General features: G+C 42.9%; 14 protein-coding genes. 10 read left to right on the top strand and 4 right to left on the bottom strand.

Annotation, left to right across the window (positions count from 1 at the left end):
- Positions 1–85: 85 nt before the first annotated feature.
- The 6 genes from MHH92_RS15390 (at position 86) to MHH92_RS15415 (ending at position 5,593) form a co-directional block, all read left to right on the top strand.
- On the top strand, positions 86–214 hold the full coding sequence (locus MHH92_RS15390) for a DUF6254 family protein (protein WP_219845137.1): 129 nt from the start codon (positions 86–88) through the stop codon (positions 212–214).
- A gap of 364 nt (positions 215–578) precedes the next feature.
- The gene (locus MHH92_RS15395; RefSeq protein WP_017688352.1) at positions 579–1,877 is read left to right on the top strand and encodes an NCS2 family permease; all 1,299 of its coding nucleotides are present in this window, start codon (positions 579–581) and stop codon (positions 1,875–1,877) included.
- Positions 1,878–2,042: 165 nt separating this feature from the next.
- The gene (locus MHH92_RS15400; protein WP_340904696.1) at positions 2,043–3,020 is read left to right on the top strand and encodes an alpha/beta hydrolase; all 978 of its coding nucleotides are present in this window, start codon (positions 2,043–2,045) and stop codon (positions 3,018–3,020) included.
- A gap of 142 nt (positions 3,021–3,162) precedes the next feature.
- Positions 3,163–3,927 carry a MerR family transcriptional regulator gene (locus MHH92_RS15405; protein ID WP_340904697.1) on the top strand — a complete coding sequence of 255 codons (765 nt, stop codon included), beginning with the start codon at positions 3,163–3,165 and terminating at the stop codon, positions 3,925–3,927.
- Between the two features lie 12 nt (positions 3,928–3,939).
- Positions 3,940–4,584, top strand: a complete 645-nt coding sequence (locus MHH92_RS15410) for a GNAT family N-acetyltransferase (RefSeq protein ID WP_338706052.1) — start codon at positions 3,940–3,942, stop codon at positions 4,582–4,584.
- Positions 4,577–5,593: an alpha/beta hydrolase family protein gene (locus MHH92_RS15415; protein ID WP_339187190.1), complete on the top strand. Its 1,017-nt coding sequence runs from the start codon at positions 4,577–4,579 to the stop codon at positions 5,591–5,593. The genes MHH92_RS15410 and MHH92_RS15415 overlap by 8 nt, the downstream gene beginning before the upstream one ends.
- 110 nt (positions 5,594–5,703) lie before the next feature.
- On the opposite strand, the gene MHH92_RS15420 is transcribed toward MHH92_RS15415, so the two are convergent.
- Positions 5,704–7,056 carry an MATE family efflux transporter gene (locus MHH92_RS15420; protein ID WP_036615611.1) on the bottom strand — a complete coding sequence of 451 codons (1,353 nt, stop codon included), beginning with the start codon at positions 7,054–7,056 and terminating at the stop codon, positions 5,704–5,706.
- Between the two features lie 136 nt (positions 7,057–7,192).
- On the opposite strand from MHH92_RS15420, the gene MHH92_RS15425 reads away from it, so the two are divergent.
- On the top strand, positions 7,193–7,876 hold the full coding sequence (locus tag MHH92_RS15425; RefSeq protein ID WP_340904700.1) for a TetR/AcrR family transcriptional regulator C-terminal domain-containing protein: 684 nt from the start codon (positions 7,193–7,195) through the stop codon (positions 7,874–7,876).
- A gap of 46 nt (positions 7,877–7,922) precedes the next feature.
- Here MHH92_RS15425 and MHH92_RS15430 read toward each other — a convergent pair whose 3' ends face one another.
- Positions 7,923–8,810, bottom strand: a complete 888-nt coding sequence (locus MHH92_RS15430) for a LysR family transcriptional regulator (protein WP_036615607.1) — start codon at positions 8,808–8,810, stop codon at positions 7,923–7,925.
- Between the two features lie 157 nt (positions 8,811–8,967).
- Here MHH92_RS15430 and MHH92_RS15435 point away from each other — a divergent pair, with 157 nt between their 5' ends.
- Positions 8,968–9,318: an SDR family NAD(P)-dependent oxidoreductase gene (locus MHH92_RS15435; RefSeq protein WP_340904702.1), complete on the top strand. Its 351-nt coding sequence runs from the start codon at positions 8,968–8,970 to the stop codon at positions 9,316–9,318.
- Positions 9,308–10,486: an MFS transporter gene (locus MHH92_RS15440; protein ID WP_340904704.1), complete on the top strand. Its 1,179-nt coding sequence runs from the start codon at positions 9,308–9,310 to the stop codon at positions 10,484–10,486. Before MHH92_RS15435 ends, MHH92_RS15440 begins: the two co-directional genes overlap by 11 nt.
- A gap of 29 nt (positions 10,487–10,515) precedes the next feature.
- Here MHH92_RS15440 and MHH92_RS15445 read toward each other — a convergent pair whose 3' ends face one another.
- Together MHH92_RS15445 and MHH92_RS15450 are read right to left on the bottom strand one after the other, a co-directional pair.
- A complete protein-coding gene (locus MHH92_RS15445; RefSeq protein ID WP_340904707.1) occupies positions 10,516–10,917 on the bottom strand; it encodes a VOC family protein in 402 nt (133 codons plus the stop codon).
- Positions 10,918–11,117: 200 nt separating this feature from the next.
- On the bottom strand, positions 11,118–11,777 hold the full coding sequence (locus MHH92_RS15450) for a helix-turn-helix transcriptional regulator (protein ID WP_076317830.1): 660 nt from the start codon (positions 11,775–11,777) through the stop codon (positions 11,118–11,120).
- A gap of 165 nt (positions 11,778–11,942) precedes the next feature.
- Here MHH92_RS15450 and MHH92_RS15455 point away from each other — a divergent pair, with 165 nt between their 5' ends.
- A complete protein-coding gene (locus tag MHH92_RS15455; RefSeq protein WP_076253134.1) occupies positions 11,943–13,301 on the top strand; it encodes an MFS transporter in 1,359 nt (452 codons plus the stop codon).
- The last annotated feature ends 3 nt before the right edge of the window (positions 13,302–13,304 follow it).

The raw sequence follows: 13,304 nt of genomic DNA on the forward strand, positions 1-13,304 counted from the left end.
ACCTATGCATGCAGAATAAAGTTGTCCAGAAATGACATCATAAAGAAGTAGTATACATCTCAGTTTCCAGAGGAGGATATCTTGTATGGCTGACCAGAAGAAAAGAAAAGAAGCTGCCTGGAAGTCACGAAAGCAAGAACAGCATCCCCATGGCAAAATCAAATCGCTTAAAGAATTATCCAGCGAATATGAAGAGAAACCTACTACGAATTAAGCAAGAGACTGTCAGTGAACATTGCTGGCAGTCTTTTCTTCATATATTGCAGACATTGAGCGATACGTACTTACTCTATTCTAAAAACGAATGAATGCAAGATATAATGCCTGTATAGTTCGTAAATAACTGTGAACAAATCGTTAATTCATTGACATTGCATGTAATTTTAATTAGAATACGAAATGGACTTCAGGTTGAAAACAGATATGAGTATCTTTATGTTTAGTTTAGAGCTTAGCTGTTGAATCTTTAAATCCTAACAACGAATATAGGAGCGACAATATTACAATCCTATATGAAGATTAGGATTTTTTGTTTTTAGCTTTGGAGTATAATTTGAAAGTTGGAGGCTGGCTTTACCATGGACAAATGGTTCAAACTTAAAGAACGAGGCACGACCATCCCCACAGAAATTATCGCAGGGGTTACAACATTTTTCACAATGGTATACATAGTTATCGTAAACCCAGGAATACTCAGCAGCACAGGCATGGACTTTAACGGAGTATTCATAGCAACGGTACTTGCAAGTATTGTGGGAACTCTGATTATGGGAATATGGTCCAATTATCCAATCGTCATTGCGCCGGGTATGGGCCTGAATGCATTCTTTGCCTATAGCGTAGTTGCCGGGTATGGCGTATCTTGGCAGGTTGCACTGGGAGCCGTATTTATAGCAGGGATTTTGTTTATTATTTTATCACTGACTTCATTCCGTTACATGTTGCTAGATGCAATTCCTGCTAGCTTAAAACATGCCATAACCGCAGGGATCGGATTGTTTATTACAACGGTAGGTTTGCAAAATGCCGGGATTATTGCCGATTCAGAATCGAATTTGATTACGATCGGAAACTTGGCTGAGCCAATGGCTTATCTGACCATTATCGGATTGATTATTACCGTTGTGCTGATGGCTTATAATGTGAAAGGTTACCTGTTCATCGGAATGGTGGTAACAGCGATACTTGCCTGGATCATGGGACTATTCCAAATGCCGGAATCGATTGTATCCATGCCGCAAGGCCTCGCGTCAACGGCTTTGCAACTGGATCTGGCAGGTGTATTCTCGAATGGTTTATATACAATCATATTTACCTTCTTGTTGATCACGCTGTTTGATACGACAGGCACGATGCTCGGCGTTGCTGAACAAGCAGGATTGCTTAAGGATGGTAAATTCCCACGCTCGCGTGGCGCATTATTGGCAGATGCCGTAGGAACAACCTCAGGTGCTTTGCTCGGAACAAGTCCAACATCGGCTTACATCGAATCCAGCACAGGGGTAGCTGCAGGAGGAAGAACGGGACTGACAGCGGTAACGGTAAGTGTACTGCTTGCGCTGACCTTGTTCTTCACACCGATCGTAAGTGTAATATCAAGTATTCCGGCGATCACTTCACCGGCACTGATTATTGTTGGGTACTTTATGATTAACGTCATTAGCAAAATCAAATGGGATGATCTCGAAGAAGCATTTCCTGCCTTCCTGATTATCATCCTTACTCCGTTGACGCATAGTATTGCGACAGGAATCGGCGTAGGTTTCATCTTTTATCCGGTACTCAAGCTGCTTCGTGGAAAAGGTAAAGATGTTCATCCAATCTTCTACATTTTTGCGGTATTGTTCTTCATTCAACTTGTGTTCCTGGACCACTAAAACTGTCTTATCCTATGGAGAACTGCTCTCAACAAGCAGCTCTCTTTTTTTATGTAGTTCATACTCCGTTCATATTCCCGTCACGAAGGGGACATCTTTCATGGTTACACTATACCTATGTCGCAAGAGCGGCTCTACAGATATAAACGACAGGAGAAGATGGAAATGGCAGAAGCAGTGGATGTAACAACAACGGGGACTAAGGGCCGTAAAAAACGGTACTTATGGTTGAAAATAATAGGTGGTATTGTCGGCGCGCTGGTGCTGTTCATGGGCATCACGTTTGTCGTTCATACGATAAGTAATGGGGCAGAGAAAAAGAAAATCGAATCGTACGGCCAATATGTCAATGTTGATGGGAAGAATATGAATGTATCCATTCAAGGTAGCGGCGAACAAACCATCGTGTTACTTCCCGGACAAGGAACACCGTCACCAGTACTTGACTTCAAATTGTTAATCGATGAATTAACTTCTGATTACAAAGTTGTGGCGATTGAGCCTTTCGGTTATGGGTTAAGCGACCAAACCGAAAAGGAGAGAACCACCGAGAATATTGTTAGTGAAATTCATGAAGCTGTACAGCAGCTCGGTATAGATCGTTATATTCTGATGGGGCATTCCATCACGGGACTGTACGCGGCGACTTATGTGAACACGTATCCGGATGAAGTCTCTGCTTTTGTCGGGATCGATAGCAGTGTTCCGAATCAACCTGGCATGGATGTTAAATTACCTTTAAACTTAATGAAATTCCTTCAAAAATCAGGCTTAATGAGAGTACTCAATAAAGTGAGTGGTGATTCATATGCATCACTTGACTATGATGAACATACCAAAGAACAGATGAAGTTGATTTCGAATCAAGTCTCGACAAATCCGACATTAGTAAATGAGCTTAAACATCTGGGTTCCAATTTCAAAAATGGAGAAAAACTCACGTATCCTAGTGATCTGCCAGTGCTTCTCTTTGTTCTTTCCAATAACGAGAAAAACCCGCAGTGGATTCCGCTACATGAAGCACAAGCCAAACAATCCGCGCAGGGCAAAATGATCCCAATGGAAGGTTCACATTACCTGCATCATACGAAATATAAAGAAATTGCCGAGGAATTCAAATCTTACATGAAACAAATCCAATAGGATGATTGATTAATAAACTGCGGTACCGAATCTGGTGCCGTGGTTTTTTTGTTATCAGGAGAGGCTAAAATAAAAACTTGACCTTAGGTCAGACCTAAGGTTTATGCTTGTAATATGAAAAACAGCAAAGGTGGTGAATTGGTTGAGTGATGAAATTACGATTAGTGAGCTGGCAAAGCTGATGAAAGTCTCTGTACATCAAATTCGATACTTCGAAGAAAAAGAGGTGTTGGCCCCTGCTTATATTGCAGAAAACCAATACAGGATGTATGGGGTAGATGAAATTTACCGTCTATCTCATATTTTGTTGCTTCGCAAAATGGGACTGTCTGTTCAAATGATCAAGGAATGTTTGAGTAATCTGACAACCGTTCAAATCACATCATTATTTCGCCAAGCGTTGGCAGACACGGAAGCAGCCATCACTCAGCTTCAGCAAACAAAGCACCTTATCAGCAAGTTGTTGCATGAGCAAGAGCATATTCCGCTTGAGGATCAAGTGACTTATTATATTGATACTCGTGAGGAGATTCACTTATCCCTGTGGTTCCATATGGAAGCGCAAGAGTACTTGCAAGCAAGACAACTGATCCAACTTAAAGAAAACATTCCCAATTTATTTGAAGCCGACATCCATTATGCGTACGATGAGACGGACACCGTAGGAATTTATACACAAAAGGAGGGAGCGAACGATTTAGTTTTGCCTAGAGGAAAATACCTTTCTCGTCATGTATATGTACAAATTGAAGCTGAACTCAAAGAACATATCAACGAATTTTATGCTTACGCAGAAGATCAGGGCTATCCCTATCACGGTCCACTTATTATGGTAGAAAAATCTTATTTATCTTTATTCACACCAGAAAAGCTTCATTATGAGCTGTTGTTACAAATGATCGATTAGGGGAGACACACAGTGACAACTTCCATTCAGATAGAACCCGTTTGTCCCCAGTTTCATCAAGCTGTTGCTGAACTCATGGCTTATGGTTTTGGACACAAATTTCAAAAGATCACTTCATTGTCCATAACTGATCTGGCTTACGTATTTGAACAGTTGCTCAATCATCCGCCCATGGAACAAAGTACTCTTCGTATCATTGCTCGTGAAAATGAGGAGATTGTTGGCACCATGTGCTTGAAATGGAAGGAAGCAGATAACAGAGCAGCAATAACAAGCGTTCGTGCCAATCCTCATTGGTGGAGCCACTGCAATAGAGTTGGCATGTGGAAACTGCTTCAGTTAATAACTGGTTTACATCTGCTGAAGCATACTCCTACATTAGGCGAATGTTATGTGGAAGATCTGGTTGTACATCCACAGCACCAAGGCAAGGGAATTGGTACGCAGTTGCTTCAATGGGCACAGAAATATATGTTGCAATCCAAATCAATGTCATCTCTTAGCTTGCATGTGGCAAGTCAGAATCATCAAGCGATACAGTTATATGAACGCTATCAATTTCGCAAGCAGTATAGCACAAACAGCTTTCTGACCGGCCTGCTCTTAGGCGAAAACCAATGGCATTACATGATTTACAAAGGAGATAGTTATGTTTAATTGGAAAAAACGATACATCTCAGTTATTGTGGCAATCTTACTGATGGTTGGTGCAGGACTGTACATAGTCGATCAAAGTGATTTTGACATGGAGGAACAAACCATTGAAATTCAATCTCCACAGGGTAAGTTAACAGGTACGCTCACGTTACCCAGAAACCATTCAGGCAAGTTAGGTCTAGTACTGTTTATTCATGGTGACGGTCCGATAGACTCTACTCATGGTGAGGGATACAAACCGTTATGGGAGCGACTGGCATCGATTGGGTATGCATCCTTGTCGCTAGATAAACGAGGAATTGGGGGTTCAGAGGGAAACTGGCTAGATCAAAGCATGGATGATCGTGTTGTGGAGGCACAACACGCAATTGCATGGGCGAAAGAACAATCCATCATTGATGATTCCAAAATAGGCGTATGGGGTGCCAGCCAAGCAGGCTGGGTGATTCCTAAGCTTGCTGGGAAAGAACATCTCGCCTTCAGTATCTTGGTATCACCAGCGATAAACTGGTTGGAACAGGGAGAATACAACACACGTAGCCAAATGGCGAAAGACGGTCATTCCACGGAGGAGATTCAAAATCAGGTCGATTATGAAAACCAGATTAAAGAGATTTTAAAGAAACATGGCACATATGAAGAGTACACCAAGATTGCTCGAGAGCATGATCTGATTTCCAAAGAACGCTGGAACTTCATAAAGAAAAATTTTGCTTCAGATGCCACGGCGGATTTGCATCATTTCAAAACCCCTGTACTCCTTCTGCTTGGAGAAGATGATGTGAATGTGGACATTGTTGATACAGAGCAAGCATACCGTAAAGGAATTCAGCCATCTTCCTTGCTTCATGTGAAAATCTTCTCTAATACAGAACATTCGATGTTACCAACCTCTATTGCAGGCTCGGAATGGAAACAATTACTACGATTTCTGTTTGCTCCGAGAAGCATTACAGTGGATGGGTATATGGATGAAATAGAACATATGTTGACCGCTTTTTCCTTATAACAGAGGGTTTACGATCTCTTCGTATCACCAGATAGATAATTGTCATTTCGAAATGAAAGAGCAGGGTCAGGGAGCGCCCTTATCCTGCCTTTTTGCGTGTTATACGTTAACTACTGTGCCAAATGTTCCAGATCCGGCTGCAATTTGGTCCGCAAAACATATAACATAATGGCCCCAACTAGGAAAGCCACGGCATCCGCAATAACGAGCGACCAGATCACTCCATGAAAGCCATTCATTTGATTAGCGATATACAATATAGGAATTAGTGTAATCCCTTGAATTATGGACATAACAAACGCGGCGGTTCCTTGGGCTGTTGCTTGGAAGATCCCCATAAACAAAGAAGTCATTCCTGTAATAAACAAGGATAAGAAGGTTACATGCAGAATGTAGCTACCCATTTCAATTAATTGCGGGTCAGTCGTAAATAAACCAATCAAGTGGTCAGAGATTAGATAAACGATAACACCAAACAGGACGGCTAAGCCCAAAATAGCTTTGATCGTGAATCCAATCGTTTGTTTCATACGTAATTTGTTCGCTGTGAATGAGAAGGCAATCAACGGCACAACTCCCTCGCACAAGCCCATCAGAATAAATTCAGGAAATTGCAGTAAACGTGATGATATTCCATACCCCGCAACGGCCTGATCCCCATATTCGACAAGAAAAAGGTTAAGAATAAGCGACATTGCACCCAAGAAGACACTCATAACAAAGACGGGAACACCGATTTTGAACACATTGCTCAGGATGTCCTTGGTCACCTTGAACCATTTCAGGGAGACGGTTAAGAATTGGCTCTTATAACTCATATGGTAAGCGTAAAATGCACTCGCAACCAAGTTGGAGATGACGGTAGCAGATGCAACGCCAATCACACCCCAATGGAAGACAAAAATGAATAATGCATCAAGGATAATATTTATAACAACACTGAGAATCATACCGGTCATAGAAGTCATTGCTGAACCTTCTGAGCGCACGATATTCTCCAGGGTGAAGAATAAGATGACGAAGGGTGAACCCATAAGCATAATCGTGACATACTCTTTCGTAAATCCGAAGGACTCTGGCGTTGCCCCCAGCCCATGAACGATTGGTTCAATCAGCGGGAGCCCAACGGCCATCACAATAATTCCGAGAACTAAACTGCTGTAAAAGGCAAATGAAGATACATGCTTCAGATCATCTACTTTTTTCTCTCCCAGCAAACGGGAGATGAATGTGCCGCTGCCTATACCAATTAAATTACCAAGGGCCATGATAACCGCGAATAAAGGTAAAGTTAATGCGAGTGCGGTTAACATTGCCGTATTACCCAGTGTGCCAAGGAAATAGGCATTCAAGATGGAGTAAATAACACTCATTGACGTGCCTAGCATCATTGGGACAGCAAAATGAGCTACGGCTTTGGCGATTGGTGCTTTTTCAAAGTAATGGAGGTTTTCTGCATCCATGTGGGTCACTACTTTCTTCGTTAATATTGATCTAATCTAACACCGTTAGATTGAACCTTACAGTGTTAGATGTTATCATGAACTTATGAACCTGTAAAGCATAAACTTACACTGTTAGATAAAAGGGCGGATATCGATGAAAAAACAACAGCCTCAGATTTCGGAAGATAAGATTTTGGAAATTTCGTGGGAGCTTCTCGGGGAAGAGGGCATCGAGAAATTCAGCATGAGACGCTTGGCAGACAAGCTGGGGATTCAGGCTCCATCTCTATACTGGTACTTCAAGAGCAAGCAGACGCTCTACCAGCGTCTGGCCAACCAGATATCGAAAATTATTCTGGACGAGTTCCATACTGAAGGGAACTGGAAGGAGCAGATGGAGGGGCTTGCGGTGACGGTACGGAGTGTGCTCAGCAGATACCCGTGCTCCACACAGCTCATGATGATGACGTTGCCCCATGAACCGGACATGATCCGCTTCACCAACCGCATGTTGCTCTGCATGGAATCAACACCGCTAGAGCAAGAGCAGAAATTACAGGCCGTTCTTACACTGGTCAACTATGTATTCTATTTCGTACTCGACGATTATCAGCATCAGCGCAATATCTCTGCTGTTATTAAGGACCAGGAAGCACTTCAGGGTGAAGAGATGATACATCTTCTGGATTCTATGAGTGAGAAGGAAGCTGGACTCTTTAGCAGGATGTATAAGAACGGTCTGTTTGAGGTGATGGGAACCGACGGAGCTTTCGAGTTCGGCTTGAAGCTTATTTTGCTCGGGATTGAACAAGTCATAAAGAAACCCACCGAGAATTAAGCTCCGGTGGGTTTCTTCTTATACTAACGTTAATCCCTTTATCAGTCTAAAATTTAGCCTGAATTTCTTTTAAAAACAAATCCGCAGCAGTCGAAAAGACCTGATGTTTTTTCCAAACGATATTTAACCCAGATTCAAGTCTTGGCTCTAGAGGTCTGAAACAAAGATCGCTTTCACTGGACGTATTCACTATTTTATCAAGTGTTAATGCATAACCAATGCCTTCTTCAACCATAATGGCAGCATTATATGCAAGATTGTATGTAGTAACGACGTTTAATTTGTCAAAATCTTCGCCAAACCAATCCGCAAACTCATTTTTTGAAAATGTCTGCTTCATTGACTGTCGTGAACAGATCAGTGGAACATGTAATAAATCTGTAGATCGAATCGTATCTTTGGAGGCGAGTGGACTTTCTTTTCTCATGACCACTCCCCAAACATCCTTGTCGGAGAAATTGATATAGTTATATTTGGAGACATCCGCTGGCTGGATTAGAATACCGAAGTCAAGGAGCCCCTTGTCGAGCCGCTCAGTTACATCATCTTCGTTGCCGCTGTATAGGTGATAGCGTATATTGGGATATTTATTCTGAACTTCTTTTGCCACTCTTGCAATCTGTTTCATGGCTTCCGTTTCTCCACCGCCTATATAAATATCTCCACTTATGGTTTCTTCCATGGATTCAAATTCTGCCTCTAATTTATCAACCATACCTACAATTTCTTCAGCTCTATTTCTTAAAAGCATACCTTCATCTGTGAGAATAATACTGTAACTACTGCGAATAAATAATTTCTTTCCCAACTCTTGTTCAAGGTCTTTCAATTGTCTGGACAAGGTGGGCTGCGTAACATGCAAGAAATCAGCAGCGCGTGTAATGCTTCCTTCTCTGGCGACCGTAAGAAAATAACGCAATACTCTAATCTCCATCGTAACTCCTCCTTTATCCCTTATATTCTACAATAAACCTTACAGAAATGCCTTTCAAGCATAACTTGTTATAAGATATGAGTATTTGCTATGTGGTGTATAAACGCTAAACTAAAAAGCAAGGCAACTGGAGAAGAAATTGAAAGGAATGAATGATATGGATAAGACAAAAGTATGGTTTATCACTGGCGCTGGTCGAGGTATGGGCACAACTATTGCGAAGGCTGCTTTAACTGCTGGACACAAGGTTGTTGCTACCGGCCGGAATCCCGATGCAGTGGTTCGCGCGATTGGTGATTCCGAGAATGTAATGGTTGTCCCATTAGATGTTTGCGAGAATGCTGATGCACATGCCGCAGTAAAGGCGGCAATTGACGAGGCCCAACCGCCGCAACGCTTTATTGCAGGAGCCGACGCGATAGACATTGCAGAGCAGAAAATTGCCAACCTTCAGACAGAGATCAATGCTTACCGGCATCTCTCTAAATCCATGGCATATGACAACTAAACGCAATCACCTGCTTGTATTCATTCTGACCTTTGGTGTATTCAGTATTTTAAATACGGAGATGGGCGTAATCGGAATCTTGCCTTTGATTGCAGAAAATTACGAGGTCAGTATCTCAACCGCTGGTTTGATCGTGAGTCTTTTTGCGCTTGCGGTTGCTATATCTGGCCCCATTTTGCCCTTATTATTTTCGGGCATGAACCGCAAGCATGTCATGTTGTTTGTACTTGGCATTTTTATTGTGGGCAGCCTGGTCTCCGCCATCACATCAAACTTTACGGTATTGGTCATTGCACGTGTCGTTCCGGCTTTTTTCCATCCTGTCTATTGCTCATTGGCATTTACGGTCGCAGCGGCGTCAGTCCCCAAGGAAGAAGCGCCGAAGGCAGTGGCTAAAGTATTTGTAGGCGTGTCGGCAGGCATGGTACTTGGAGTACCCCTTTCGAGCTTGATTGCCACCAGCACATCGTTGTTCTATGCGATGTTGTTCTTTGCCGCCGTAACAATCGTCGCATTTGTAGCAACACTTCTTTTTGTGCCCTCAATGCCAGTTACTAAAAGAATCTCTATGGGTACTCATCTGTATGTATTGAGAAGATCCGTGATGTGGCTATCCATTGCTGGTGTGATTTTCATGAACGGAGCTGTATTTGGGGTCTATAGTTACCTTGCCGAGTTTCTGAAAACCGTGACAAGATATGACTGGAACACCGTCAGTGTGTTGTTATTTCTATATGGCTTGGCCAATATGGTTGGGAACATGATAGCAGGGAAACTGCTCGCTAATTTCCCTTTAAGAACGATCAAGATGTATCCCATTGCATTAATAACGGTATACATCTTGTTGTTCACCTTCGGACAATTCAGTGTGCCAACAGCCTTCCTTATTTTCATTTGGGGGATCATAGGAGGCATAGGGGGCAATATCACTCAATATTGGGTGGTATCGGCAGCACCAGAGGCACCCGAACTGTCGAATGGGATCTTTCTAACCTCTTCCAACCTGGGAACAACACTTGGTGCTAGTGTATGTGGACTAATCGTAACTGGAATAAGTACACAATATATTGTAGTTGGAGGAATCGTGTTCCTTATCTTTAGTATCGTAACGAATTACTTCAGAATCTCCATGACTAGCCGATTCGAGGGTTCCAAAATTGGAGGATAAGAGGCGGACGTAGTGATAGGCGTTATACATTACCGTTTCGGCATTTTGCTCTCATCCATATACAACAGGTTCCAGCGGTGACCGTCCAGGTCGGCAAATCCTGCGCCGTACATCCAGCCGTCTGTTTCACCCGGCTTGCCAAAGATGGTTCCTCCAGCTAACTCGACTTTTTTAATAAAAGCATCAACTTCTTCTCTGCTGTCAGCACCAATGGAAAATATCACTTCTGCGCTATGGGAAGTATCTGCAGTTTTGGCACCCGTAAATTTCTCAAACGTTGCATCTGGAAACAGTAGAATAGTTGTTGAGCCTATGACAAGCTGGGCTCTCTCGTTGCCAACATTCTCCCCATGGAATCCAATCTCATTGAAAAAGGTAGTGGATTGCACAACATCTTTCACCGGCAGGTTCATCCAGATTTTTTGTGACATGGCAGTAGCCTCCTAGAGTATATTTTCGACACTCTTACTATACTCTACCTCAATTCAAAATTACATAATCGGGTACATACGATTATGAAAGCGTTAGAAATAACCGGTATAATGAAGGATGATTTAGAGAAATCCGAATCGTTCTAATCAGTTCAAAATCCAAACCAAGAGAGCAATCTCCAATGAGGTTGCTCTTTTGGTCATGGCTTATTTTGCCTAACGGTGTATACGCAGTTTCTTCCTCCGGCTAGAATGTATTCTCCCCGTTCAATATGAACATTATCGCCTAGAACTGTTTTAAATAAATGTAACTCATTCTTGCATAACCCGGTACATACCGCGGCCGCTTCACAGATCGGACAATGTTTCTCAATGAGTAGGAGACTACCATCATCCTGCTCCTTAACCTCGGCCATATAACCTTCATTGGTACGAATTTCGGCCAATTTCTCCAATCTTTCTTTAACTCCTGATGAATCACCAAGATGCTGAAGATATTGTTCTTGCATATTTTTATTTCGAACATCCAGCAGCTTGTCCAGCCCTTCAGTACCAAAAGCCTCTTTCATCGAATTGATGAGGCTGACGGATAAATCGGAATATCCACTTGGGAAAAAACGATTAGCCGCGGGAGTTAATATCCATAACTTGGTGGGGCGACCCATGGGACGGGCCTCTTCCATAGTGGTAACCAACCCTTCTCCTTTTAGCGCATTCAGATGTTGACGAATAGCCATTCCGGATAACGAAAACTGAGAGGAGAGAGTGACAACATCCATTCCCCCGCGCTCTTTTAACAGATTAATAATTGCTCTTCGGGTACTGGTCGAGACATCTTTTTTGGTTTGATTTCCGCTCATGGTGCACCTCCTTGTGACGAACTGAATCTACATGACTAACTACATTTTAAACAAAAATGTTGACAAAGTCAAAGCCGAACTGTAGCTTAGACATTATAAACAAAAATGTTTACTAAGTATCCGGATACGATGTATACATACCAATTTTCTTGGAGGTCACATTTCATGTCGTCTAATCATCAAAGTATTTTCAGCCCGCGTTATTTTGCACTAACCATAGGGATTATTTTGTCAGTGATGGCCGTTGGATTCGAAGGTTTATCCGTCACCACCATTGCTCCTTCAATTGCTGGAGACTTGAACGGCCTTAGCCTGTTCGGATGGATATTCAGTACCTATCTGCTTGCGCAGATTATCGGAACGCTGGTCGTCGGTCGAATCATTGATAAAAGAGGACCTGCAGCACCGTTCACTTTTGCACTTCTGTTGTTTATCGTAGGGCTGATCGCTGCCGCAACCGCAGGCGACATGTATACCATGATAGGATCACGGGCTCTACAGGGTTTGGGTGCCGGAGCTATGATGACTTGTGTGTATACAGCTATATCGTTAAGTTACCCGGATGAGTTACGTGCCAAAATTCTTGGAGCATTTGGTACTGCCTATGTTCTTCCGTCCATGCTCGGTCCATATGTAGCAGGAGTTATCGCAGATCAGTGGTCCTGGCGCTTTGTTTTCTGGGGGATCTTACCTGTGCTGGTGGTTTCAGCATTGCTTAGTTTACCTGCCTTTAGGAAATTGAAAGTGCAGAAGACGGGAGGGGATAGCGGATCTTCTTCCACTTGGATGGCGTTACTCTTAACGTTGGGTACAGGGATTTTCCTGGTTGGTCTAAGTAGGCTTCCGAGCATTATGGGATTTGTTTTAGTCGTGATTGGCCTAGTATTGATGATATTTCCTCTCCGTAAATTGCTACCGAAGGGAACACTTACGTTGCGCAGAGGAATGCCAGCAATTCTGGCAACACGTGGATTGTTCTTCGCTGCCTATACTAGTACACAGAATTTCTTGGTATTGGCTCTAATCGATGTGAAAGGAATTACACCTTCTCAGGCCGGATTAATTGTGGCGAGTGCTGCATTAAGTTGGTGTATCATTGCGTATCTGCAAGGACGGTGGGATGCGGCAGATCAGGGTAGTGGACGTCATATGAGAATTATTCTTGGCGTATTGTTACTTGCCATAGGGATTGCCATCGTATTTTGGGTACCTGTTGTGACCGTTACCATTGCAGTTATTGGTCAGATCATTGCAGGAGTTGGTATTGGATTGGCGCATCCGATTAGTGGTGTTGTCGCATTTTCCCAAACGGGGGAAGAAGGCGTGGGCCAAACCTCGGCAAATCTGCAATTTGCAGATTCTTTTACACCTGGTGTAGTGATCGGCATTGGTGGTTCCATTCTTGTCGTGTGTCAGGCTGGCGGTATGTCACTTCAATCCGGCTTAATTGTAGCCATGGGTTTCCATCTCTTGTTGATCGTCACGAGTATCATTGCCAGCACTCGGATCTCACCACGAAGATGAATA

This window comes from Paenibacillus sp. FSL M7-1414, from assembly GCF_038003195.1.
GTDB classification, from domain to species: domain Bacteria; phylum Bacillota; class Bacilli; order Paenibacillales; family Paenibacillaceae; genus Paenibacillus; species Paenibacillus amylolyticus.

Bases quoted from the DNA above. Each gene is read 5' to 3' on its own strand.
- MHH92_RS15390 (WP_219845137.1), top strand. From the start codon at position 86: ATGGCTGACCAGAAGAAAAGAAAAGAAGCTGCCTGGAAGTCACGAAAG.
- MHH92_RS15395 (WP_017688352.1), top strand. From the start codon at position 579: ATGGACAAATGGTTCAAACTTAAAGAACGAGGCACGACCATCCCCACA.
- MHH92_RS15420 (WP_036615611.1), bottom strand. From the start codon at position 7,056: ATGGATGCAGAAAACCTCCATTACTTTGAAAAAGCACCAATCGCCAAA.
- MHH92_RS15450 (WP_076317830.1), bottom strand. From the start codon at position 11,777: ATGAGCGGAAATCAAACCAAAAAAGATGTCTCGACCAGTACCCGAAGA.
- MHH92_RS15440 (WP_340904704.1), top strand. From the start codon at position 9,308: ATGACAACTAAACGCAATCACCTGCTTGTATTCATTCTGACCTTTGGT.
- MHH92_RS15430 (WP_036615607.1), bottom strand. From the start codon at position 8,810: ATGGAGATTAGAGTATTGCGTTATTTTCTTACGGTCGCCAGAGAAGGA.
- MHH92_RS15425 (WP_340904700.1), top strand. From the start codon at position 7,193: ATGAAAAAACAACAGCCTCAGATTTCGGAAGATAAGATTTTGGAAATT.
- MHH92_RS15435 (WP_340904702.1), top strand. From the start codon at position 8,968: ATGGATAAGACAAAAGTATGGTTTATCACTGGCGCTGGTCGAGGTATG.
- MHH92_RS15455 (WP_076253134.1), top strand. From the start codon at position 11,943: ATGTCGTCTAATCATCAAAGTATTTTCAGCCCGCGTTATTTTGCACTA.
- MHH92_RS15445 (WP_340904707.1), bottom strand. From the start codon at position 10,917: ATGTCACAAAAAATCTGGATGAACCTGCCGGTGAAAGATGTTGTGCAA.
- MHH92_RS15415 (WP_339187190.1), top strand. From the start codon at position 4,577: ATGTTTAATTGGAAAAAACGATACATCTCAGTTATTGTGGCAATCTTA.
- MHH92_RS15400 (WP_340904696.1), top strand. From the start codon at position 2,043: ATGGCAGAAGCAGTGGATGTAACAACAACGGGGACTAAGGGCCGTAAA.